The sequence below is a fragment of the Bradyrhizobium sp. BR 10261 genome, from assembly GCF_019455395.1.
Lineage (GTDB): Bacteria > Pseudomonadota > Alphaproteobacteria > Rhizobiales > Xanthobacteraceae > Bradyrhizobium > Bradyrhizobium manausense.
Window position 1 is genome coordinate 12,290 of sequence record NZ_JACOFQ010000028.1, and the last position, 23,027, is coordinate 35,316.

The 23,027-nt window shown below is 61.8% G+C and carries 26 protein-coding genes and 1 tRNA gene; 17 read left to right on the plus strand and 10 right to left on the minus strand.

Annotated elements, in window-relative coordinates:
• Positions 1–15: 15 nt before the first annotated feature.
• Positions 16–714, plus strand: a complete 699-nt coding sequence (locus HYH07_RS27640) for a histidine phosphatase family protein (protein WP_220005450.1) — start codon at positions 16–18, stop codon at positions 712–714.
• Between the two features lie 141 nt (positions 715–855).
• The gene (locus tag HYH07_RS27645; protein ID WP_220005451.1) at positions 856–1,623 is read left to right on the plus strand and encodes an SDR family NAD(P)-dependent oxidoreductase; all 768 of its coding nucleotides are present in this window, start codon (positions 856–858) and stop codon (positions 1,621–1,623) included.
• 173 nt (positions 1,624–1,796) lie between these two features.
• On the opposite strand, the gene HYH07_RS27650 is transcribed toward HYH07_RS27645, so the two are convergent.
• The gene (locus tag HYH07_RS27650) at positions 1,797–3,020 is read right to left on the minus strand and encodes a serine hydrolase (RefSeq protein WP_220005452.1); all 1,224 of its coding nucleotides are present in this window, start codon (positions 3,018–3,020) and stop codon (positions 1,797–1,799) included.
• A 149-nt stretch (positions 3,021–3,169) separates the two neighbouring features.
• Between HYH07_RS27650 and HYH07_RS27655 the strand changes: the two genes are divergently transcribed.
• The 3 genes from HYH07_RS27655 to HYH07_RS27665 all read left to right on the plus strand — a co-directional run bounded on the left by HYH07_RS27655 (position 3,170) and on the right by HYH07_RS27665 (position 4,992).
• Positions 3,170–3,245 (plus strand) — tRNA-Trp (locus HYH07_RS27655).
• A 371-nt stretch (positions 3,246–3,616) separates the two neighbouring features.
• Positions 3,617–3,862, plus strand: coding sequence for a hypothetical protein (locus tag HYH07_RS27660; RefSeq protein ID WP_220005453.1), 246 nt, complete (start codon positions 3,617–3,619; stop codon positions 3,860–3,862).
• Between the two features lie 104 nt (positions 3,863–3,966).
• Complete coding sequence (locus tag HYH07_RS27665; RefSeq protein ID WP_220005454.1) at positions 3,967–4,992, plus strand: glycosyltransferase family 4 protein; 1,026 nt, start codon at positions 3,967–3,969, stop codon at positions 4,990–4,992.
• Between the two features lie 358 nt (positions 4,993–5,350).
• Here the strand turns inward: HYH07_RS27665 and HYH07_RS27670 are convergent, their stop codons facing one another.
• Positions 5,351–6,406: a YihY/virulence factor BrkB family protein gene (locus tag HYH07_RS27670; protein WP_220005455.1), complete on the minus strand. Its 1,056-nt coding sequence runs from the start codon at positions 6,404–6,406 to the stop codon at positions 5,351–5,353.
• Positions 6,407–6,644: 238 nt separating this feature from the next.
• On the opposite strand from HYH07_RS27670, the gene HYH07_RS27675 reads away from it, so the two are divergent.
• Complete coding sequence (locus HYH07_RS27675) at positions 6,645–6,839, plus strand: hypothetical protein (RefSeq protein ID WP_220005456.1); 195 nt, start codon at positions 6,645–6,647, stop codon at positions 6,837–6,839.
• Between the two features lie 216 nt (positions 6,840–7,055).
• Here the strand turns inward: HYH07_RS27675 and HYH07_RS27680 are convergent, their stop codons facing one another.
• The 5 genes from HYH07_RS27680 to HYH07_RS27695 all read right to left on the minus strand — a co-directional run bounded on the left by HYH07_RS27680 (position 7,056) and on the right by HYH07_RS27695 (position 9,621).
• Positions 7,056–8,066 (minus strand): hypothetical protein, encoded by a 1,011-nt coding sequence (locus HYH07_RS27680; protein WP_220005457.1) that lies wholly within the window; start codon positions 8,064–8,066, stop codon positions 7,056–7,058.
• Positions 8,067–8,209: 143 nt separating this feature from the next.
• Complete coding sequence (locus HYH07_RS27685) at positions 8,210–8,677, minus strand: DUF308 domain-containing protein (RefSeq protein WP_312016697.1); 468 nt, start codon at positions 8,675–8,677, stop codon at positions 8,210–8,212.
• Between the two features lie 2 nt (positions 8,678–8,679).
• Positions 8,680–8,811: a hypothetical protein gene (locus tag HYH07_RS36855; RefSeq protein WP_409363919.1), complete on the minus strand. Its 132-nt coding sequence runs from the start codon at positions 8,809–8,811 to the stop codon at positions 8,680–8,682.
• A 244-nt stretch (positions 8,812–9,055) separates the two neighbouring features.
• On the minus strand, positions 9,056–9,241 hold the full coding sequence (locus tag HYH07_RS27690) for a photosystem reaction center subunit H (RefSeq protein ID WP_083514119.1): 186 nt from the start codon (positions 9,239–9,241) through the stop codon (positions 9,056–9,058).
• A gap of 32 nt (positions 9,242–9,273) precedes the next feature.
• Positions 9,274–9,621, minus strand: a complete 348-nt coding sequence (locus tag HYH07_RS27695; protein WP_220005458.1) for a response regulator — start codon at positions 9,619–9,621, stop codon at positions 9,274–9,276.
• 410 nt (positions 9,622–10,031) lie between these two features.
• Here HYH07_RS27695 and HYH07_RS27700 point away from each other — a divergent pair, with 410 nt between their 5' ends.
• From HYH07_RS27700 to HYH07_RS27715, 4 genes are read left to right on the plus strand one after another with little or no spacing between them, the layout of a single operon-like run.
• Positions 10,032–10,979, plus strand: a complete 948-nt coding sequence (locus HYH07_RS27700) for a DUF3618 domain-containing protein (protein WP_220005459.1) — start codon at positions 10,032–10,034, stop codon at positions 10,977–10,979.
• Between the two features lie 10 nt (positions 10,980–10,989).
• Entirely contained in the window at positions 10,990–11,655 is a 666-nt protein-coding gene (locus HYH07_RS27705) for a hypothetical protein (protein ID WP_220005460.1), read from the plus strand.
• Positions 11,652–12,068 (plus strand): phage holin family protein, encoded by a 417-nt coding sequence (locus HYH07_RS27710; RefSeq protein ID WP_220005461.1) that lies wholly within the window; start codon positions 11,652–11,654, stop codon positions 12,066–12,068. Before HYH07_RS27705 ends, HYH07_RS27710 begins: the two co-directional genes overlap by 4 nt.
• Entirely contained in the window at positions 12,065–12,787 is a 723-nt protein-coding gene (locus HYH07_RS27715; protein WP_220005462.1) for a hypothetical protein, read from the plus strand. The genes HYH07_RS27710 and HYH07_RS27715 overlap by 4 nt, the downstream gene beginning before the upstream one ends.
• 177 nt (positions 12,788–12,964) lie before the next feature.
• On the opposite strand, the gene HYH07_RS27720 is transcribed toward HYH07_RS27715, so the two are convergent.
• The 3 genes from HYH07_RS27720 to HYH07_RS27730 all read right to left on the minus strand — a co-directional run bounded on the left by HYH07_RS27720 (position 12,965) and on the right by HYH07_RS27730 (position 15,324).
• Positions 12,965–13,258, minus strand: coding sequence for a hypothetical protein (locus HYH07_RS27720; protein ID WP_220005463.1), 294 nt, complete (start codon positions 13,256–13,258; stop codon positions 12,965–12,967).
• Between the two features lie 318 nt (positions 13,259–13,576).
• Positions 13,577–14,899 carry a sorbosone dehydrogenase family protein gene (locus tag HYH07_RS27725; RefSeq protein ID WP_220005464.1) on the minus strand — a complete coding sequence of 441 codons (1,323 nt, stop codon included), beginning with the start codon at positions 14,897–14,899 and terminating at the stop codon, positions 13,577–13,579.
• A complete protein-coding gene (locus HYH07_RS27730) occupies positions 14,896–15,324 on the minus strand; it encodes a DUF2231 domain-containing protein (protein ID WP_228749799.1) in 429 nt (142 codons plus the stop codon). Before HYH07_RS27730 ends, HYH07_RS27725 begins: the two co-directional genes overlap by 4 nt.
• A gap of 274 nt (positions 15,325–15,598) precedes the next feature.
• Here HYH07_RS27730 and HYH07_RS27735 point away from each other — a divergent pair, with 274 nt between their 5' ends.
• From HYH07_RS27735 to HYH07_RS27765, 7 genes are all read left to right on the plus strand, one after another.
• Positions 15,599–17,104, plus strand: coding sequence for a glucan biosynthesis protein G (locus HYH07_RS27735; RefSeq protein WP_220005466.1), 1,506 nt, complete (start codon positions 15,599–15,601; stop codon positions 17,102–17,104).
• Positions 17,092–19,206, plus strand: coding sequence for a glucans biosynthesis glucosyltransferase MdoH (gene mdoH / locus HYH07_RS27740; RefSeq protein ID WP_220005467.1), 2,115 nt, complete (start codon positions 17,092–17,094; stop codon positions 19,204–19,206). The genes HYH07_RS27735 and mdoH overlap by 13 nt, the downstream gene beginning before the upstream one ends.
• A 513-nt stretch (positions 19,207–19,719) precedes the next feature.
• Positions 19,720–19,911 (plus strand): preprotein translocase subunit SecE, encoded by a 192-nt coding sequence (secE, locus tag HYH07_RS27745; protein ID WP_007611620.1) that lies wholly within the window; start codon positions 19,720–19,722, stop codon positions 19,909–19,911.
• Positions 19,911–20,468: a transcription termination/antitermination protein NusG gene (gene nusG, locus HYH07_RS27750; RefSeq protein ID WP_015685389.1), complete on the plus strand. Its 558-nt coding sequence runs from the start codon at positions 19,911–19,913 to the stop codon at positions 20,466–20,468. Before secE ends, nusG begins: the two co-directional genes overlap by 1 nt.
• A gap of 129 nt (positions 20,469–20,597) precedes the next feature.
• On the plus strand, positions 20,598–21,026 hold the full coding sequence (gene rplK, locus HYH07_RS27755; RefSeq protein WP_057745528.1) for a 50S ribosomal protein L11: 429 nt from the start codon (positions 20,598–20,600) through the stop codon (positions 21,024–21,026).
• A 6-nt stretch (positions 21,027–21,032) separates the two neighbouring features.
• Positions 21,033–21,725 carry a 50S ribosomal protein L1 gene (gene rplA, locus HYH07_RS27760; protein WP_220005468.1) on the plus strand — a complete coding sequence of 231 codons (693 nt, stop codon included), beginning with the start codon at positions 21,033–21,035 and terminating at the stop codon, positions 21,723–21,725.
• Between the two features lie 87 nt (positions 21,726–21,812).
• Positions 21,813–22,766 carry a 2-hydroxyacid dehydrogenase gene (locus HYH07_RS27765; protein WP_220005469.1) on the plus strand — a complete coding sequence of 318 codons (954 nt, stop codon included), beginning with the start codon at positions 21,813–21,815 and terminating at the stop codon, positions 22,764–22,766.
• Positions 22,767–23,027: the final 261 nt, after the last annotated feature.

Below are 23,027 nucleotides of genomic sequence, written 5' to 3' on the forward strand. Positions count from 1 at the left end.
GATGGAAGGGTTTCGATGGCAGCCGAAGACAAGCCTGATGTGGTCATCACGCGATGGTGGTGGGTCCGGCATGCGCCGGTGCGCAACGACGGCGGCAACATCTACGGGCAGAGCGACATCGCCTGCGATACCAGCGACACCTACGTCTTCAATGCCGTTGCAAAGGTGCTGCCACGCCAGGCGGTGTGGTATTCGAGCAATCTGATGCGCACGCATCAGACCGCGGAAGCGATCTGGGCGGCGGGCTATCCAAAGCCTGAATCGATGACATGGGAGGCGGACCTCGCCGAGCAGAATCTCGGCCGCTGGCAGGGCATGAACCGCGCCGCCTTCATCGCGAGCCGTCCCGTCGGCTCGAACTGGTTTGCCGACATCAACGAGCCCGCACCCGGCGGCGAGAGCTTTATGGACCTCTATATCAGGACGCGCCGGACCATCGATCGGATCAACAATGAGGCGGCTGGGCGGGACGTGATCGCGGTCGCGCATGGCGGCACCATCAAGGCGGCGATCGGCCTTGCGCTCGACGGCCAGGTCGAGCGGGCGCTGTCGTTCGACATCGACAACGTCTCGATCACGCGGCTCGATTATTTTGCCAGCCCCGAGCGCTCGGTCTGGCGGCTGCCGATGGTGAACCAGCAACCCTGGATCGCCGACGATGCCCATGCCGAGATGCATCAGCCGTCAGGGCCGGAAGTCAAGAAGCTCGCGTGAGCTGAGTTGTCATTCCGGGCCGATGCAAAGCATCGAACTATGGTACGCAGTTGCGTACCTGAGAATCTCGAGATTCCGGGTCCGGTCCTACGGACCGTCCCGGAGTGACGTCGGCTACGAAGATCAATCTGGGAGAGAAACATGACCTTGTTCGACATGAAGGGTAAAGTTGCCGTCATCACCGGCTCGACGCGCGGCATCGGGCTTGCGATCGCCGAGCGCATGGCCGAGCACGGCGCCAAGGTCGTGATCTCCTCGCGCAAGGCTGACGTTTGCGAGCAGGTCGCCAAGGACATCAACGAGAAGTACGGCAAGGGCACCGCGGTCGCGATCGCCGCCAACATCTCCTCGAAAGAGAATCTGCAAAACCTCGTCGACGAGAGCAACCGCGCCTTCGGCAAGATCGACGTGCTGGTCTGCAACGCCGCGTCGAACCCGTATTACGGCCCGCTCGCCGGCATTTCCGACGATCAGTTCCGCAAGATTCTCGACAACAACATCGTCGCCAACAACTGGCTGATCTCGATGGTGGTGCCGCAGATGATCGAGCGCAAGGACGGCTCGATCATCATCGTCTCCTCGATCGGCGGATTGAAAGGCTCGACCATTCTCGGCGCCTACGCGATCTCGAAGGCCGCCGACATGCAGCTCGCGCGCAACCTCGCTTGCGAATATGGCAAGCACAACATCCGCGTGAACTGCATCGCGCCCGGCCTGATCAAGACCGATTTTGCCAAGGCGCTGTGGGACAATCCGGAGAATTTGAAAGCGTCGACCTCGCGCTCGCCGCTCTTGCGCATCGGCATTCCCGACGAGATCGCGGGTGCAGCCGTGTTCCTGGGTTCGAAGGCCGGCGACTTCATGACCGGCCAGACCATGGTGATCGACGGCGGCGCGACAATTAGTTGAGACAACAACAGGTGTCATCGCCCGCGAAGGCGGGCGATCCAGGATCCCAGAGGCCGGCGATGGAGAACTCGCTCTCACAACATCCGCCTCGGCGTACTGGATGCCCCGGTCAAGCCGGGGCATGACGGCGAGAATTAGGATGCAGCGTTGCGGCTAAACGACGGGAAGCGACCTCACTCCACCGCCGCGTAAACCAGATTCCGCACGAGCGTCCTTGTCAAATCACGCTGTCCCGGGCCCTGGCTCATGAACACCGTGATCAGGTCCTCCTTCGGATCGATCCAGAAGAACGTTCCGGCGATGCCGCTCCAGGAGTACTGGCCGACGCTGCCGGGGAAGGGCGCGATGCCAGCTTCGCGGCGCACGGCGAAGCCGAGGCCAAAACCGTGGCCGGGCGCGAGCAGCGTGCCGTTGGTCTGAATGTGAGGTCCGAGGTGATCCGAGGCCATCAGCTCCAGTGTCTTGCGACCGATGATCCTGGCGCCGTCGAGGGTGCCTCCATTGCGCAGCATCAGTGCGAAGCGGGCGTAGTCCATCGTGGTCGAGACCAGACCGCCGCCGCCGGACTCCATCACCGGCTGCTCGAGCATGTTGAACAGCGCGACCTTGTCGCCGGTCCATGGGTCGGCTTCGAACGGCTGGGCGAGCCTGCCAGCATTGGCCCCGGAGGTCGAGAAGCCGGTCTCGGTCATCTGCAAAGGTGCAAGGATACGCTCCGACAGGAATGCGCCGAGCGATTTACCGGTGACGACCTCGATGATGCGGCCGAGGATATCGGTGGAGCGGCTGTAGTTGAATTCGTCGCCGGGATGGCAGACCAGTGGAAAGCTCGCCACCAGTGCGGCGTGCTCCGCATTGGTGATCTTGCGGCTGCGGACGCGGGATTCCTGATAGAGCTTGTGCACGGGGCCGTCGCCCTGGTGCTCGTAAGTAAGACCCGAGGTGTGGCGGAGCAGGTCCTGCACCGTCATCGGCCGCTTTGGCGCAATCAGTTCCAATTTGCCGCCGCTGACGACGCCGACTTTCTGGTTCGCGAATTCCGGAATGAACTTGGCGACGGGATCGCCGAGCAGGAGGTGGCCGTCCTCGACCAGCGCCGTGACGCCGACCGAAACGATCGGCTTGGTCATCGAGAAGATCCGGAAGATCGAATCAAGCGCCATCGGCGCCGCGGCTGCCGGGCTCTGCTTGCCGAGCGCCTCGAACCAGCCGACCTGGCCGCCGCGGGCGACCAGCACGGTCGCACCGGGGATGGTTCCCTTGTCGATCTCGCGCTTGAACGCAACCGATATCGCCTGCAGGCGGGGCCGTGACAGGCCGAGGGTTTCGGGGCGGGCGTCCGGCAGGGCCGGTGTGCGGGGTGCAGAGGCGACTGTCGTGGCGGCGTGGGCGTTCATGAGGGCTCCCGGCTGTGTTCTTGTCGTTCGGGCGCAACACTGGCCCAGACGCGGCACTGTGAACAAGCCGCCCCAATGCGCTTCTCCCTTGCAATCCGGTCGTCCCCTGTGCTTGAAAGCGCCCCTGAGCCGCGGCGACGCAGGTTCGTAGGAGTGTAGCTCAATTGGTAGAGCACCGGTCTCCAAAACCGGGGGTCGCAGGTTCGAGCCCTGCCACTCCTGCCAGCAAAATCAATAACTTAGCCTAAATGTGAGTGCGGTAGAACGAGGATTTCTACCGTCCTTGTACCCAATTTTCTCTGATGGCTCGTCAAGCAGGAAGCTTGCTGCCAAGTCAGTATGCGTACTCGTCAGGCGCTGATCGGCTTGCTGGCTGCGCCTGCGCTTCGTGCAGGTGCGCCGCAAAACGGCTGGGTCGGAGAGCGTGAGACGGCGGGCGAGATGCGCGGTCGGTTAGCTAGCTGGCGCCGGCAGACACGGCAGCGCTCAAACGCGGCAAGATGAGCGCCCACTGTCGCAATAGGCTTCAGCGACGACGAAAACCCGTTGGCGAATTGACGAATGTCACCGTGCGAGCTTGTGGAAACCCAAAGAGCATGCAGCGTGCGCGCCTTGCGCATAGTCAATCCACAGTTCTGACCCAACAATTCGCGTGGGAGGGCCGATCGGTGCTCACATTGCCCAACTTGTCGCAGGCTAAGGGCAATGTCCATGTCACGGGTCTTTCGAAAGAACGCAAGCTGATAGACGTCTTCGGTAATCGCATTTACTCATCAAACGCCAATCTGGATGATGAGATTGAACTTGATGGCTACGGATATCGTTGGTTTCGCATGGAATGATGGTGCGCTTGCCTGACAGAGGCGACCTGCTCCGCGATAGCTTTCGCGAGCCCGCCGGTTCGAATTCAGGCCGCTGAGACGCAAGCTCGGTTTCGAATATTTCAATGAGGATAGCTCAGATTGCTCCCCTGGCCGAAAGCGTCCCGCCAAGGCTCTATGGCGGGACTGAAAGAGTTGTTGCCTGGCTGGTGGACGCACTCGTCGAGCTTGGGCATGAGGTCACTTTGTTTGCGAGCGGCGATTCCAGGACCCGAGCTACGCTTTTTCCGGTCTGGCCCAAAGCCCTTCGCCTTGGGCGACCACGCTCAGATCCGAACGCGGCTTTGGCCGCCCAACTAGAAGCCGTATCCGATTGCGCTACCCAGTTCGACGTGATCCACGCTCACATCGATTGGCTACATCTGCCCATCCTCAAACGAGCGGGAGTGCCATTCCTTACGACGATGCACGGCCGGCTGGATCTGCCTGGATTGCCGGCCGTGACCAGCAAGTTTCCAGAAGCTTGTTTTGTATCCATCTCCGATAATCAGCGCATCCCGCTCGCCAGCGCAAACTGGTGTGGAACGGTTTATCACGGTCTGCCTATCGACCAGTTCCGCGCCTCATCGGCTGCCGGATCGTACCTGGCGTTTCTCGGGCGCTTAACCGCCGAAAAAGGCCCCGAAGATGCTATCCGCATCGCTCTCGCCGCAAGAATGCCGCTTCGAATTGCTGCCAAGGTCCCTCGCGCCGAAACAGGGTATTTCAGAGAGAAGATAGAGCCTCAGATTGACGGCAAACAGATCCAGCTGGTCGGCGAAGTAGATGACGAATCGAAACAGCCTTTCCTTGCGGGAGCTGCTGCTTTGCTCTTCCCGATCAAATGGCCCGAGCCGTTTGGATTGGTGATGATTGAGGCGATGGCCTGCGGAACGCCAGTCATTGCCTACCGGTCCGGTTCGGTGCCCGAGATTATAGAGGAAGGCGTGACAGGTTTCATCGTCCAAAATGAGGACGAAGCAGTTCAGGCTGTAGCGCGGCTTGGGCAAATCGATCGCGGGCGCGTCCGTACGCGCTTCGAAGAGCGCTTCACGGCGGAGCGGATGGCACGGGATTACTTGCGCCACTATCGAGCCATCGTGGCCCGGTAAGGCTGGACGTTTCTATGTATCGCTCTTTGGGTCAAACGCCCAGGCGTGCCCGATCGGCCAATGAAAGCGGATCGATGGAGGCACCGCTCAGCGAAACAGCCCGCGAAATCCTCGAATTTTTTCGTGAAACGCAGCGAAACCCGGTGCGCGCATGACTATCGCAACTCTCGACGCACACTTCGGGACCGATCCCAGCGTTGCGGTGGCCGTTTCGGAGATGAATCAGCTTGGATACGTCAGCGTTGCGGACGCGCGGGCAGTCGAACTGACGGATGTAGGGTTCGACGCAATCCAACGTGGCGTATCATGAACTGATTGTCTGCTTTCCGGACGGCGGCTCGATGAGCAGCACCAACCTTCAATGACCTCGTGCCGCGCCGACCGTGTCGGCCACCCGGGCCCCGCGGGCGCCGATCTTGGTTGGCGGGCCCGTGGTTGTGTCGCGGGCGGTCTGATGCTCCATCTCGGCATCGATCTCGGCGCCAAGAAGGATGACGATGGCCGAAATCCACAGCCAGGTCATAAAGCCGATGACAGCCCCAAGCGAACCGTACGTCTCGTTGAATTTACCGAAGCTCGCGACATACCAGGAGAATAGCCCGGATACCGCGAGCCAAAGCAGTGCCGCGATCGCGCTGCCCCACGTGACCCAACGCCATTGGGCCGCCTCTCGGCTGGGGCCATAGCGGTAAATCAAGGCCAAGGCCAGCGTCAGTAACAGAAACATCGCTGGCCATCTCCCGATGCGGACCAGAAGGTCGCCGGTGTTGGACAAGCCTACATAGTTGAGGATCACTGGAACAGCGACGATGCAGCCTAAGGCCGCCATCATGAACACGATCCCGCTGACCGTAAAACCCAGGGAAACAGCATTCAGCTTGAAGAACCCGCGCTTCTCGTCTTCGCCGTAAACGATGTTCAACGTGTCGAAAAGCGACTTCATGGCGGCATTGGCGCTCCAAAGAGATGTTGCCAGCCCGATCAGGAAGGTGAGGCCGAGCGTGTTGGAGCCTTTCGACGCCACGCGGGTCAGTTGCTCTCTCACGATATCCAATGCCCCGCCAGGTAGGAAGCCGCCAAGCTGATCGAGGTGCTTGCCGATGGTCATGGGATCGGAGAAGAGTCCGTAGATCGCAACCAGCGCTGCAATCGCCGGAAAAATGGCAAGTATGCTGTAGTAGGTCATACCTGCTGCGAGGGTGAGGACGCGGTGTCTAGAGATGTTGGAAAAGACACGCAGCAGGATGTCCTTCCATCCCTTCGCGGGGATTTCCGACGGCGAGGTCGCCTGCCGGCCACGATCTTCTGATTCGACGTCCCTGTCGGCTCTCCGAGGCGCCTCGAGAGATTTTCTTGAGTTGGGAATCTGGTTCTGGCTCGTGCCTTCTTGGCCGCCCGTGTCAATATTCGTCATGACGCTCTCCGAACCTCCAATCGCATACGGCGGGGCGTGTTCCTTTTTTTGTTCACTGACGTCGGCTTTTGCACTTTGCCAAACTGGCGCGACGAGAGTAATCGCCTGGAATTATCAGTTGTCAGGGAAGCCGCGTCACAAACTCAATAGTTTCCCAGATCACCGCCCGGCCCGCGGCAAACATCGGTGATGGGGGCGCCCATCAGCGCTCGCGCCAAATGCATACTGGGAGAGCGCTATGTCCAAGCGGCGGCGTCGCTTCAAGCAATCGCAATCATTGGAAGAGCGCCTTGCGGCGGAGGCTGAGCACCTGCGCGAGAAGGCAGTTGAGGCTCCCCCAGGTAACGAGCGGGAAACTCTTCTGCGCAGGGCCCGCCAGCTCGAAGAGGGTGTGCACATGAGTGAGTGGCTGAGAACGCCCGGCCTGCAATAGCCGTATTGATCGCCTGATCCCGAGCCACAAATCGAGGCTTGTTCTCGCCAAGCGCGCATCTGTTGGGATTGCGCTCGTCAGCGCGATCATTTTCCTTGCCGGCCTGCTTATGACCTCCTGTAAGGCCGCGTCAGGTTGGCGGCCTCTTTCATGCTCAACGTTCCGCTTATCGACTCAAAACCGAAGTCAGGTCTCGGCTTAGCGCTAGCGGCGCGATCAGGGCAATAACGGCGCCGCCGCCGTACCAAGATGCTCCGCAGCGGCCTGCACGCATGTTGCATGCCTACGGCGTCGCTCCGTAAACGTCAGCGCATCGATCGATGGTCGCAGCTTGTAGCCTGCGGCGGCCAGCCGGGCGCAGAGCTGCGGCACGGACGCTCCTGTCGTATCGTCAACCAGAGGATCGAGGCCGACCACGCGGTTCAATTCGTCAATGAGCCGCAATCCTTCGCTGCGAAGAAGGATCGCGGGAGCTAGGCTGCCCGGATCATCGATCAGCAGTTCGAGGATGAGCGCGAGGTCCATCATTGCGCCAAGAGTCGCCGGCCACCCGGCGCCTACTGATGCCGACCTGAAGTAAATCAGGGAAGGGTGCGAAGCATGGCTTTGGAGCACGGATGCGCACCAGTCGCGACCGCCATAGAGAACGCGCCTGATTTCCTCGGGGGAGTTCAGGTCTGCGTAACGTTCCAGCAGTCCTAGCGCAGACGGCGGCTCGCCCGCCGCCGTTGTGAGCTTCAAAATCCCGGAGTCGCGGCGAGAGATCCCCTCCTGCACCTCGAGCAAGTAAGTCACCGCCATCGTCAGGACCGAAAGGCCGGAGAAGCCCGCCGTAACCAGGGCCCAACGCGCGGGTCCTTGCGCCTCGATGCCGCTCAGCCCCACGGTACAGAGGGCGCTTCCGACAATGAACAACGCCTGAAGGAAATCGGGAGACGGAGAGAACGAATACCTCAAGCCATGGGCCACCAGGCCGAAGCCGAGCAGGAGGAGACCCATCCAGATGAAAAAAGAACCCATCAAGATTGCGGGTGCGAAACTGGTCGAAACCGCACGCTTGCCGCGACGTGTCCACTTCCAGATCGGGACAGCCACCACGAGGAGCCTACGGGCTACGCGCAAAGTGCCTCTGCTCTCGCCGGGGACGACCACCGTGTCGAAGACGTCTCGCAGAGCGAGCACGATCAGAACAACGCCCGCAGCGATCTCGATTGCCCGCGCGATCATGGCAAGACGCCGCCAGAGGCGCGCGAACTCCACCTGAACACGTCAAGTCTCGCAGCGGGTCACGAGCACCGCTGCGCGCGTGGCCAGCACCGCGATCAGAAAAGTTCCGGCGGACACCGTCCGCCTGCCGTACTCATGTCGGATCAGAAGCATCGGATCACTTCCGACTGTCGAGCATGAACCCTGCAGTTTTGTTTTCGTTCCGACACTCTGGACCGGCGATCACTCGCCACTGGCGGCGGTACGCTATGCCTGGTTAGGTCCGATGCTGGGCCAATCTGCGATGATGCGCCGCCGTCTTGGGGGGCGCTCATCTCTCGCGCCGCCACGGCGGAGGAGCCAGTCTGCTCGTTCTGGCGAGCGCGCAACTTGAAGGACAGAACGACCAGCGCAATACCGAAGGCCATCGCGCAGGCTCCCATCCACCACGTAAGCACTACTGCCCCGATCAGCGGCATAGCAACCAGCAGCGCGCCATAAACGAGAGACAACAGCCCGCCCAGAACCATCCACCAGCGGCCATGATCAAGCTTGAGGCGAAAGCCAGCAGCCAGCATCAGCGCGCCTGAGATGACCGCCCAGGCGGCGACCAGAAAAACAAAGGCAAGCACCGTCAGGTCAGGCCAGACAAAGGCAGCAACGCCGACAGCGATATTAGGCCTTCAAATATCAGCAGTCCCCATTCATCCTTCCGCCGCATCGCCCGAACGGCGGAAATGATTCCTGCTACGCCGTCGACCAACATGTAAGCCGAGAACAACAACGCCAGCTAAAGCATGGTGGGCTCCGGAAAGAGAAAAGCGAGCAACCCGAAGATAATTCCGAAGATGCCCCGCAGCAGAGGCCATGAGCGCCGGACACTGCTGACACCAGTCTGGGCGGCAGGATATCCTCCGGCTATATGGTCCCGGCTGACATCGCGTGGGAAGAAAGCGTCGGGGGCGTGCGCGCGGTGCGCTCCGATGCCCCGCTGGATTCATGGTCGGCGATCAACCCTCAATTTTCTTGATCGTTGAAATGGGCCACTGGCCATCATGTCCAACTATGGAAATGCGCAGCCCATGAATGTCGTCGAGAAATAGGCGTTCAATCGAACCTGCCTTACCGTCCGTCAAGATGACAGCGCGCCCTATCAGCTCTTCCTCAGCTTCATGTAACTCGGCAAGGATGTTCATAGCTCGCCGGTCACCCGTCACTTCGGGCACGGCTACTTGCCGGTGAGCGACTTCATCGCCTCAAGAAGGCGTTCAAGTCTGAATGGCTTTTGAAGCATGACACTGCCAGATACTGGACGCGGCGCGGTGTGAGTGTAGCCGGTCGCGTAGATGACCGGGATAGTTGGATTCGACTCCCGACATCTGATGGCTACGTCCCATCCCGACAAAGTGCCGGCCAATCTTATATCGGTGAATAGAAGTTCGGGTGCGGCCTGCGCGCAGAGCTTGAGCGCGCGTTCGCCGCTATCGGCCTCCATCACTTGATGTCCGTGCGCCTCCAGGATGTCCACCACCACGTCACGGATCAGGTCTTCGTCCTCTGCTACAAGAACCCGCAAGTTATCCTCCGGTCGCGCTCTTCGTCCACGACATGAGGACCTTGCGCAAAATCGTGGTCCCCTCCCCGTAGGAAAGGGGCCGCTCGCCGGTGCAGCCAGCAAACCAGCGCATAACAATTCGCCGCCGGGTCCAGCGTTCCTAAGGACACCAAGCCTTATCCCTCCAGACGAGCCGCAGGCAATTCGAGGATTGGTAGGCCGAGATCTCGCGTTCTTTCGCGAGGGTCTAGAACAGTCGATGGAGGAGACGTGGCGACGTGACAGTGATCGGACCCGGCTATCCCGATTGCGTTCCTCCGCAGTGCTCTCCTGTTTGGTCGCGTAATGGTTGGAGCGGCTACTAGGAACGATCCAACAGAAGGTGAGTTCGTCCTCAAGGCACAATTGAAAATAAGACCAAGAGGATGAACATGACTCGATCGGTGGAGGAGCTACGACGCGAGTCCGAGCGTAGCCGGGCAGAGTTGGCGGCCACGGTCGACCGTCTGAAGCAGGGGATCTCCGAAACGACGCGGGATCTGCGTCAGATCGTCTCGCCCCAGCACGTCAAATCGGAAGTGTCGGAGTATGTGAGCGACAAAGCTCAAGGCTGGGTCGAAGGGCTCAAACAGCAGGCGATGGACAACCCGATGCATGCGATCGCCGCGGGCACCGCAGTGGCCGTGCCCCTGCTGCGATTGGCGCGAGGTGTACCCCTGCCGCTTCTCATGATTGCTGCGGGCCTCGCTCTGACCTCCAAGAGCGTCCGCGAGCGGGCTGCTGGAGCGGCGTCGCCGCTGGTGGATGGTGCGGGCCGATTCATTGGCCAGACTGCCGAGGGAGTCCAGGCGAAGGCGAAGTTTTCCGAATTCCACGGACGGGCCGCCGGCGCAGTCAATGATGCGATGGACGCGGCCAAGACGGCGGCCGACGACCTCAGGACGCGAGCAACGGAGGCGGCTGGAACAGTAGGTACCAAGATCACCGGGGGAATGGACGCCATCAGGGATTCGGCGACCGCCGCTCCGGAACAGGCGCGCCAGATCGTCGGCGACAATGCCGCACTGATTGGGGGACTCGGTATCGCCATCGGAGCCATGATTGCGGCCGCGCTTCCGGAAACGAAATTCGAGGACAGGACGGCAGGCCCGACCAGCGACAGCCTTAAGGAGGCGGCAAGCGAAATGGCTCAATCCGGTTTCGAGGCAGCCAAGGAGGCGACGTTGTCTGCCGCCGATGCTGCCACGAGAACTGTGAGTGAAGCCGATCTCGGGCGGCATGCGAGCCGGATGACACGCAATTTTGCCGACAACATTAAGGAGGCGGCTGGCGAGGCCGTCGACGCCGCATTCAGCCCATCCCCAAAATCGAGCACCTGAGAGACACAACATGAGCGATTCAGATGTGATCAAGCCGGCCAACTTCAACAAAGGTAAGAACAACTCCTCCACAAGCCTGAAGGATCAGGTTGGGGATGCTGGGGCCGAGATGAAACAGCGCGCCACGGAGGCCCTGCAGGCATCGGCGGACATGGCCCGTGACAGGTTCAGCGAAGCCAGCGATGCCGCTAAGGACGTCGCGAGTGGTACCGTCGACCAAATCCAAGAGCGTGCGCGGGAACAACAACGAGCGGGCGCCGATTTCATCGAGCGCCTGGCGGGCAACTTCCGCCAGGCCGCCGGCGCCTTCGAGACTGACGTGCCATTCGCCGCACGAGGGATCAATTCAGCTGCGGACTACGTGGAAGAAGCGGCCGCGAAGGTTCGCGACGGCAGCTTCCGCGACCTCGTGGACGGTGCGACCGATTTTGCGAAGCGGCAACCCGCAGCATTTCTAGGCCTTTCCGTTTTGGCCGGGTTCGCCGCAGTACGCTTTCTAAAGGCTTCGGGCAGCTCCTCGACCTCACAGCGAACGGGCTCGGCGACAGCTGCAGGAGCTGGCTCATCTGGGCAGAGAGCCGCCTTCGCGAGTGAGGGCTTCAGTGGCCAAAACTCTACGGAATCCACGACAGGACAGCAGCAGAAGTCACCTTCGGGGAATGGTGGCGCATCATGAGCATCAAGCACGATATCGAAACCGGCGAGAACGATCTCCACAAAATTTCGGGACTCATCGGCGACGCAATGGCTCAGGTCGCGAAGCTTTTCCAGAATGAGCTTGATCTGGCGAAGGCCGAACTAGGCGAAAAAGTGCAAAGGCTCGGTGGAGCCCTCGGATTTTTTGCCGGAGGCGCAGTCTTGGTTATGCCTGCCGTAGTCATGGCATTGTTCGCGTTGTCATCGGCGTTGATCAGTGCCGGGTGGTCGCCGACATTGGCCTACCTAAGCTCGGCGATTGTCGCGGCGGCCATATCGGGCGCCTTGTTTGCTGTTGGCGTGAAGCGGCTGGACGCGCGCAACCTCACGCCCCAGGAGACGATACGGCAGCTTGAAAAGGACAAGGACACTGTGAAGGGAATGGTGCGATGAGCGGTGGTGCGCAAACCGGTTTTTTTGACAGTCTCCTCGCTGCGGCCCGAGAAAACCCGCTCTCCGCCGCGCTGATCGGGGGTGGAGCACTCTGGCTGCTGCTTGGCGACGAGAAGATTAAGGGTGCTGCACGATCGGCTGCCAACGTCGCGTCAGATGTCGTCGACACCAGCGCGAGCAATCTTCGGGCTGCCGCCTCGGGCTTGCAGCGGACGGCAGCACCGCCGACAGCCCCGGAATTTGACCATGAGGGAAGCGATGCGAGCGGGACGATACGCGCGGCCGCCGGAGCTGCAGCCGACACGATGTCTGATGCGGCGGAGGGCGTCCGGGATCGTTTCGAGGAAGGCGTGGCTTACGCTCGCGAACGGTTCGCCAACGTGGGCACAGCAGAGACCTTGGCGAAAGCTCAGTCTTCGCTCGGCGACATTATGGAGAGGCAGCCGCTGGTCATCGGCGCCATCGGCTTGGCCATTGGCGCCGCACTCGCGGGCGCGTTTCGAACGTCTCAGATCGAAGACGAGTACATCGGCGGGGTCAGCGACGAGGTGAAGGGTGATCTGAGCAGGCGTGGGACTGCCGTGTCGAAGGCGCTGCGCGAAGCTGCCGATACGCTGGTGGCGGAGGCGGGCGATATGGGTGCCGAGGCGGTGGATCGGATGAAGCAAGCGGGAACGGACGCCGTCAAAGCGGCCAGGGAAAAGGCAAAGCAGTCGTGAGGCCTGACGGCCTTGCGATGGGCCACCATCTCGCAGTTCTAAATCTTGAGCTAGGTAGCCGAAAATGAGCCGCAGAATCTCGCGGCTCATTCCAGAGGCGGTCGCCGGCCGAAGAATGTCGCGGGACCAGCCGGCGCACTCCCTTGGCGATGCTTTGGAATCTTGGCGAAGTCCGATCTACCCTCTGAAGGCGCCCCAAGCGCGCGTACGGACCGACACGAACGCTTCCCAAACTTTCGCGAACCATGGAATTGTGAGCAGCTTCGGCTTGACGATGATGAAAAGTCGCTCGACCACGAGAAGGCTAAGCGCGTAGCACGCAACGATCATCGCCGTACCTGTAATCCAGTGGCCTCTTCCGGCGACCGCCACCGCGACGAGTTTCAGTGGTTCTACGGTCGCTACCGGAACTGCCAGCAGGAGCAGCGACGGATAAGGTCCGAGACCTTCGATCGATTTCCTTAATCTCATGGAATGCTCCTGGGCAGGAAACCAACGTCGCCCGCCCGTTGTTCCCCGTAGCGCGCCATCCTGCGAGACGTCGCGCGTAAACCCAGGTTAGATCGAAGCGTCGGCCGAATAGGCACCGCACATCGCCTTCGCATTGGCAACGTGTGCATCGGAAGATTTCGGCCAGCTCCAGCTGTTGACGATCCTCATGATCGCAGCGGAACGAAAGGCGGCAGCGACAGCTGGAGGAGGGAGCGCTCAATTACTCACTTGGCTTGGACTGCCGTGAACCCGACGATCGTCTTAGGACAGGATAGGGCGACGTGATGATCCTCTGGACTAACGAGCCGAATTTTGCGCGCTGACGCGCCACACCGCGTTGCCGGTATCGTCGGCAACCAGCAGCGCACCGGTGCGGTCAAGCGCTACGCCCACGGGTCGACCACGCACCGTATCGGTATCATTGCCGAGAAATCCGCTGACGACCGGGACAGGTTTGCCCTCCGGTCGCCCATTCACCAGCGGCACGAAAATGACCTGGTAACCGTTGACCGGGCTGCGGTCCCAACTGCCGTGCTCACCGACAAAGATGCCGTTGTCGAACTGCGGAGATAGCGTCTCGCCTTTGCTGAATGCAAGGCCGAGCGCGGCCACGTGAGAACTTAGGCCGTAGTCGGGCTTGACGGCCTTGGCCACAAGGTCAGGTCTCTGCGGATGGACTCGGACGTCAAGGTGCTGGCCCCAATAGCTGTAAGGCCGGCCATAGAAGGCGCCCTCCTGCACCATTGTGAGATAGTCCGGGACAAGATCCGGGCCGATCTCGTCCCGCTCGTTCACCACCGCGAACAACCGGCCAGTTTCGGGATCGACCGCCAGATTAGTTGGATTGCGCGTACCCGAAGCAAAGATGCGCTTGGCACCAGTCTGGCGGTCGACCTGATAGATCGCGGCGCGCCCCTCTTCGGCGTCGAGGCCGTTTTCGGTGATGTTGCTGTTCGACCCGACCCCAACGTAGAGCTTGGATCCATCGGAGCTCGCAGCCATCGCCTTCGTCCAGTGGTGGTCGATCGGACCGGCAGGAAGGTCCGCAAGCTGCGAACCTGGCTCCGTGATCTTGGTCTGTCCGAGCGTGTATTTGAACGCCATGATCGCGTCCGTGTTGGCCACGTAGAGTGTGCCGTCCACATAAGCCACGCCGTAGGGTGAGTGGAGGTGGTCGACGAGTATTGTTTGCTGCTCCGGCGTTCCATCTCCGTCGGCATCGCGAAGCAGCGTGATGCGGTTACCGCCCTTGCCGGCCGTTCCGGCCCGCGCCTTAACCTTGCCTTGGATGAAGTCCTTGGGCCGGAAAGGTGTGGTGCCGGGGCTGTTGCCCTCGACAACGAGGACGTCGCCGTTCGGCAGAGGATAAACGATGCGAGGATGCATCAGCCCTGTCGCCATTGCCCGAACTTTCAATCCTCCGGCGACCGTTGGCGTCTCCCCTGGTTTCCAGCCAATCTCCTTGGGAACGCTCATGGGTGGCAACAAGTAGTTCTGAGGTTCGGGCAGATAGGGATCTGACCCGTATTGCCGCATTGGGTCACCGCCTTGGTCGCTGCAGGCGGTCAGCGCGAGGAGGGCGCAGAGGGCCGGCAAGGCTCGAAGCACTGCATAGGTCACAGGCTGTCTCCGGTCGCGGTGGTACGAACCGTTGTCACCCTCCAACCGGTGGCGGCGGCCATCAGGAGCAGAATCGTCACGATCGCGGAGAGCGAAATCCCCTGCGGCACCACCGAGGTCCAGGCGTCGCGACTGTGAACGAAGACATTCACGAGCGACAGCAGCGCTGCCGCTGCCACGAGCAGGAAGGGGACCCAATTGATCCGTCCAGCTCGGCTGGTGAGAAAATCGATGATCAGGATGATGGCGGCGAACAGAGCCAGGACCAAGCCTGCCGCGATCAACCATGTTGACGAATTGGCCCACTGCCAGTTCGACGTATTCCAGTACATGATATCGGTCGCCAACCCTGCGATCAGCAGGGTTGATCCGGCACCGATGAAGCCGGGATGCAGCAGTGATCTGGGAGCGGCTCCGGGCGCCAATCTCGACATTTGTCCTCCGAAGGCATCGCCGCCGCGCCAAGCCGGCGCATTCGCTGAGTTCAGACGTGGCGGGAACGCGGGAGCACTCGGGCAGTTCCTACCTACCCGCGGGGCGCTGGTGACCATCGGTTAAGCGCGGGCCATCAGCCGTTCTGGATGGCGGAGGAGTTTGAGCTCGTCCAATTTCGTCCGTTCCGCGGTCGATCCGGCCATGGAACTCGCGGGCGTGGTGGTTGTTGCATGGCCGCGGCAGCAGTAGCGAGTAGGAGGGCATGTGAACCGACGCCAGCTTGTTCAAGGGTCGGCAGTGCTGCCGGCGTTGCTGCTCGCTTCGCGCAGCGGTTTCGCCGCGGCGCCGGATGGGGTGTTTGGGCCGTCAACGGTGAGGGACTTGGCCCGCATGCTGGCGGGCAAGCCGTACGAGGCTCCCGACGAAAAGCTTCCGAGCGAATTGAAGGACTTGGATTACGATCAGTACCGTTCGATCCGCTTTTTGCCCGAACGGGCGCTTTGGCGCGACAAGAATCTTCCATTCGAGGCGCAGTTCTTTCATCGCGGCTTCTTCTACAAGAACAAAGTGACGATCTTCGAGGTCGCCGACGGAAAGGCAACCGAGTTCAAGTACCGCAAGGCGGACTTCTCGTTCGGCGAGAAGGTCCCGGCGTTCGAAGACATCGATCTCGGGTTCGCCGGCTTCCGCATACACTCGCCCATAAACCGCCCCGACTATTACGACGAGGTCTGCGTCTTCCTCGGCGCGAGCTATTTCCGCGCCGTGGCCAAGGGGCAGACGTACGGGCTTTCCGCCCGGGGGCTTTCGATCGATACGGGTGAAGCCAAGGGCGAGGAATTTCCGCTCTTCAAGGCCTTCTGGCTCGAGCGGCCGGCACCGGGTGCGACCTCGCTGGTGATCCATGCTCTGCTCGATAGCAAAAGCTGCGCAGCGAGCTACCGGTTCACCGTGCGGCCCGGGGACACGACGGTGTTCGATGTCGAGATGTCGGTTTACCCGCGAGTCGAAATGCAGCGGGCCGGCCTCGCACCCATGACCAGCATGTTTTTCTACGGCCCGAACGACCGCAACGACATCGACGACTTCCGTCCGTCCGTCCACGATTCCGATGGGCTTGCGATCTTCAACGGAAAGGGCGAAAGCCTCTGGCGCCCACTCAGCAACCCTCGCGATCTGCAGATCAGCACCTTTCAGGATCTCAATCCGCGGGGGTTTGGCTTGATGCAGCGCGAGCGAAATTTCTTCGCCTACCAAGACATCGAATCCGGCTTCGAGAAACGCCCAAGTCTGTGGATGGAGCCGATCGGTGACTGGGGCGAGGGCGGCGTCATGCTGTTCGAGATCCCGACCAAAGAGGAAGTCCACGACAACATCGCCGCGTTCTGGCGGCCCAAAACCCCGCTCCAGGCTAAAGGCGAACACAACTACACCTATCGGCTGCATTGGGGACCGGATAGCCCAAAACCGCATTCGCTCGCCAGATTCACCCGAAGCGGCATCGGCGCGAGGGGCGAGGACGCGCGCCTCTTCGTGCTCGATCTGGTCGGCTACAACCTCAAGGGCATCGATCCTGCGACCGTCAAGGGCGTGGTGACGGCGGAGAAGTCCGAGGTGAAGAACATCGTGACGCAGCCCAACCCGTACACCGGCGGCTGGCGGCTCAACTTCCAGTGCCAGGTGAAAGGCGAGCCGATCGAACTGCGCGCGTTTCTCACCCAAGGCGACAAGCCCTTGTCGGAAATCTGGGTCTACCGATGGGCACCCTGACTGCACCGCAGCCGATGGCTGGCGATATCGCGACCCAGCGCCTGCTGCCGCGCGAGGCTCCACTTCCGATGGCTGCTGGCGACCTCGGAAAGAGCCGGATACCGGACCGTCTTCCTGCGGCGGCTGTGCCCGCGTTGGCCTGGCGACGCGGCGTCATCCTTGTCTCCACGGCGGCGCTTACGGGAGCGGGTGGCTACGAGATGTATCGCGTGCTGCAGGTCGGCGGCGTTACCATCCTCGAAGCCATGGTGCTGGCGCTCTTCTTGGTTCTGCTCGCTTGGGTCGCCTTTTCGTTCGCGTCTGCATTGGCCGGCTTCTTTGTGCTGCTGGCCCATCGTCCGGACGGGGACGGCCCGGCGACGGAACTGCCTGCCATCGCAAGCCGCACTGCTATGCTGCTTCCCACCTACAATGAAGACCCGCACCGATTGACGGCGCGGCTTCGCGCGATCATCGAATCCTTGGAGACGACATCGCACGAAAAGCTGTTTGACTGGTACGTTCTGAGCGACAGCACTGATCCGGACATCTGGGTGGCCGAAGAAAAAGCCCTGCTCGCGTTGCGACAGGCCGTTGGAACGCGGCTGTATTATCGCCACCGGGCCGACAACACGGCGCGGAAAGCCGGTAACATCTCCGACTGGATCACGCGGTTCGGTGGCATCTACGACTTCATGATCGTGCTCGATGCCGACAGTCTGATGAGCGGGCAGACCATCGTCCGATTGGTCCATGCTATCGAGAGCAACCCGAGCGCCGGGCTCGTCCAGACGCTTCCCATGGTCGTGAACGCGCGAAGCCTGTTCAGCCGCGTCCAGCAATTTGCGGGCCGCCTGTACGGCCCTATGATCGCGGCCGGCGTGGCATGGTGGCACGGCTCGGAAGGCAACTACTGGGGCCACAACGCGATCATCCGGGTGAAGGCCTTCGCGGAATCGGCCGCGCTGCCGCAGCTGCGCGGACGCAAGCCATTTGGAGGCCACATCCTGAGTCACGATTTTGTCGAGGCCGCACTGATGCGGCGGGCCGGATGGGGCATCTACATGCTGCCGACGCTTGGCGGCAGCTACGAAGAGGTGCCGCCATCGCTCCTCGATTTTGCGGCGCGCGATCGACGCTGGTGCCAAGGCAATCTTCAGCATCTCGCTGTCGTGCCGGCGCGAGGTCTGCATTGGGTGTCGCGCCTGCATTTCATGGTGGGAATCGGGGCATATCTGACGGCACCGCTGTGGCTGCTCTTCCTGTTGCTGGGCATGCTGATCTCGCTGCAGGCCCGCTTCGTGCGGCCGGAGTATTTTCCGAAGGGGTTCTCGTTATTTCCGACCTGGCCGGCCCAGGATCCCGTACTCGCCATTTGGGTGTTCGTCGCCACCATGGGTCTGCTGCTGCTACCGAAGCTGCTCAGCCTAATCCTGGTTTGCATGCGGGGTTCGGCGCGACGCCAATTCGGCGGCGCATTGCGAGCCTTGGCCGGACTTTTCGCGGAGATCATCGTATCCGCGCTGATGGCACCGGTGATGATGATCTTTCAGTCGATCGCGGTGGTCGAGATTCTGGCCGGTCGCGATGCGGGCTGGCAGACGCAAAGGCGCGACGACGGCACGGTGGAGCGCCGCGAGCTCTATCGGAAATACGGCGTTCCAACCCTGTGCGGCGTGGCGATGGCGGCAAGCGCCTACGCCGTTTCGCTGCCGCTTCTGCTCTGGATGTCGCCGGTTATCGTCGGACTGCTGTTCGCCGTTCCCATCGGCGCGCTCACCTCCCAGCCCGTCTCCGGCAATTTGTTTGTCACCCCCGAAGACCGAGAGCCGCCTCCGATCCTGCGTCGGGCGAACGAATTGAGCGCGTCGGCGGATGCAGGGATCAAACCCGGGTTGCTGGAGCTGCGCGAAGACCCTGCGCTCCTGACCTTCCATCTCGCGCAGCTGCCGCCTCCCCGCGCCGCCAGGCCCGACATGGTCGACCCCAATCTGGCGGTCGGCCGTGCCAAGGTCGATGCGAGCGATACTTTCGAGGAGGCCGCAGAACATCTGTCTTCGCGGGAGGTCTTTTCGATCTTGAACGACGGTTCGGCGCTCTCGACCGTGTTGCAGAAGCGATGAAGGTTTGGTCTGCCGGTAGGCGAAGTTTCGGATTTCCTTGACGCCAATAGATAATGAAGAGGCCGCCGACGGAGGCGGCATCCCACGATGGCGTCGCATCTTTGCCGGGATTGCGGCCATCTCCAGATTCTCCATGTCGGGAATCCCGAGGTCCAGTACCGCAACTATGTCTACACCCCCTCGAGGCGAGGGCGCTGATGGGCGATCTGCAGGGAACGGGTCATAGCCGTTTGGGGCGCGCCTAAGGGACAGATAAATCCTTGATCGGCTTGGGCTCTGCCTCGTCGTCCTGGCAGGGCCGGTCGGGCCGGGGAGGCTCCCTCGATCTTGACCTTTGGCCTCATCCGCAGTAGATACCCCGCACTCGCAGCCGGCCCGTTAGACGCGGATCTCCGGCGCGGCTTTGAAATCCCCGAACATCAGAGCCCGGTTTTCCGGCTCATCCTTCGAGACAGAGGGCTGGGCCACAGGCGGCTGTTCGGATCCCTGAAATCCTTATTGGCGTCTCAAACGATGGCAGTCAGCCCGTTCAAGTTCTTGCAGGAAGTGCGCTCGGAGACCGCCAAGGTCACCTGGCCGACCCGTCGTGAGACCACGATCACCACCATCATGGTGTTCGTGATGGTCGCCGTGGCCTCGATCTTCTTCTTCGCCGCCGATCAGATCATCCGCTACCTCATCACCTTCCTTTTGGGCATTCACTGATGGCAACAGCCGCCGCAACCCAATCGTCCGACAAGCGCTGGTATATCGTCCACGCTTATTCGAACTTCGAGAAGAAAGTCGCCGAATCGATCCGTGAGCAGGCCAAGCAGCGCGGGCTCGAGGAGCTGTTCGAGCTGGTGCTGGTTCCGACCGAGAAGGTCACGGAAGTGCGCCGCGGCCGCAAGATCGACGCCGAACGCAAGTTCTTCCCGGGCTACGTGCTGGTGAAGATGAAGCTGACCGACGAGGCGTTCCATCTGATCAAGAACACGCCGAAGGTGACGGGCTTCCTCGGCGCGGAAAACAAGCCGATGCCGATCTCGGAATCCGAGGCCATGCGCATCCTGCACCAGGTGCAGGAAGGCGTGGAACGGCCGAAGGCGTCGGTGTCGTTCGAGATCGGCGAGAACGTGCGCGTGGCCGACGGCCCGTTCGCTTCGTTCTCCGGTGTGGTCGAGGAAATCGACGAGGCGCGCTCGCGCGTGAAGGTCGCCGTGTCGATCTTCGGCCGCGCCACGCCCGTGGAACTGGAATTCGGTCAGGTCGAGAAGGTCTGACCGGGTGCGCGTGAGACTCCGGTCTCGCGCAAAGAGAGGCCGTGGGAGGGAGAGGGCGGTTGCCAGCCGCATCCGACCCAGACCACGAACCTGAACCGCCGGCGTCAGCCGGCACAACAGGAGTGATACATGGCAAAGAAAGTGACCGGATACCTGAAGCTTCAGGTCCCGGCCGGTGCGGCGAATCCCTCGCCCCCGATCGGTCCCGCGCTTGGTCAGCGCGGTCTCAACATCATGGAGTTCTGCAAGGCGTTCAACGCCCAGACCCAGAAGGAAGAGAAGAACACCCCGATCCCGGTGATCATCACCATTTACGCGGACCGTTCCTTCACCTTCGAGATGAAGACGCCGCCGATGTCCTACTTCCTCAAGCAGGCCGCCAAGATCCAGTCCGGCTCGAAGGCGCCGGGTCGTGACAAGGCCGGCAAGGTGACACGCGCGCAGGTGCGCGAGATCGCCGAGAAGAAGATGAAGGATCTCAATTGCGACACCATCGAATCGGCCATGAAGATGGTCGAGGGCTCCGCCCGTTCGATGGGTCTGGAAGTTGCGGGGTAAGCGGTCATGGCAATCGGAAAGCGTTTGAACAAGGCCCGCGAAGGCATTGACCGCGAAAAGCTTTATCCGCTCACGGACGCCATCAAGATGGTCAAGGAGCGCGCCAAGGCGAAGTTCGACGAGACCATCGAGGTCGCGATCAATCTCGGCGTCGATCCGCGCCACGCCGACCAGATGGTCCGCGGCGTCGTGACCCTGCCGAACGGCACCGGCCGTACGCTCCGCGTCGGTGTGTTCGCCCGCGGCGCCAAGGCTGACGAAGCCAAGGCCGCCGGTGCCGACGTCGTCGGCGCCGAAGACCTGGTCGAGAAGGTGCAGAACGGCGCGATCGATTTCGACCGCTGCATCGCCACCCCCGACATGATGCCGCTGGTCGGCCGCCTCGGTAAGGTGCTTGGCCCGCGCGGCCTGATGCCGAACCCGAAGATCGGCACCGTGACCATGGACGTCACCGGTGCGGTCAAGGGGGCCAAGGGCGGCTCGGTCGAGTTCCGCGTCGAGAAGGCCGGCATCCTGCAGGCTGGCGTCGGCAAGGCCTCCTTCTCGGAGGAGAAGCTGGTCGAGAACATCAAGGCGCTCGCTGATGCGGTCGCCAAGGCAAAGCCGGCTGGCTCCAAGGGCACCTACATCCAGCGCGTTGCGGTGTCCTCGACGATGGGCCCGGGCGTGAAGGTCGAACCGGGCACCATTCTCGGTTAAGTCTGGAAATTGCATGAGGCGAGGGGCGGAATTGGGCAACCGATTCCGCCCCTCGTCGCTTGTGGGCGGCACTCATCGGAAACAACAATGGCTGACAAGGTCCTGGTCTACTCGCGCTTTCCCAAGTCGATGATCGTGCGCTTCGCCGAGCGGTTCGAGCTGCTCGACACGCGCGGCCAGGCTGCGCAGGAGGTGTTTTCGGCGGACGAGCTCGGCACCGTCCGCGCCTTGCTCACGGCCGGCGGATCGCCGCTGGATACGGAGGCGATGGACCTGTTCCCGAAGCTCGGCGCGATCGTCTGCTACGGCACGGGCTATGACGGGGTCGACCTGGAGGCCGCGGCCGCGCGCAACATTGCTGTCGGGCACAGCCCGGGCGCCAATGCGGCCTCAGTCGCGGATATTGCGATGACCCTGATGCTGGCGACGACGCGGCGGCTGATCGTCGCCGACCAATATGTCCGCAGCGGCGACTGGGCGACATCGAAGCCGTCGCCGATGATGCGCCCGCAAGCCGGCATGCCCGGCCGGCGCATCGGCGTCTATGGCATGGGCGAGATCGGCCGCAAGATCGCGACGCGCTGCGCCGCGTTCGAGAGCGAGGTCGGCTATTTCAGCCGCAGCAAATACGATCTGCCCTATCAATATTTCCCGACCCTGGAAGCGCTGGCCGACTGGTGCAGCGTCCTGATGATCGCAGTCCGGGCAGGGGCGGCGACCCAGCACGTCGTCAACGCCGACATCCTGGGGCGCGTCGGCGCGGACGGCTATGTCGTCAACATCTCCCGCGGCTCGGTGATCGACCAGAAGGCCCTGCTCGCGGCCTTGATCGACAAAACCATCGCCGGTGCCGGTCTTGACGTCTTCGAGAAGGAGCCGCACACCCCTGACGCGCTGACGGCGCTATCGAACGTGGTGTTCTCTCCGCATATCGGTGGCCATACCCTCGAATCGCAGGTCGCCATGCAGAACTGCGTGCTGGCCAACCTCACTGCGTTTTTCGAGGGCAAGCCGCTGCCTTATCCAGTCAAATCGGCCTGAATCGGCCCTTATTGGCTCGGATCAAGCCGGGTCGGCAACGGATTGGAACTGGTGTGAATTTTGCTCTTGGCATTCCGGCAGAGAGCGGTTAAAGAACCGCCTCCGGACGTACCGGCCTTGGCTGGCGCGTTCGTGCACGCATTCCGAAAACCGACACGCAGGAGATCATTCCTTTTCAGGACGTCCGTAAGGATTTGCCCGAAAAGGAAAGGAAATCCATCGGCCGGTGGGATGCGGGCAGGGGTCAGGCGGTTCGCCGGC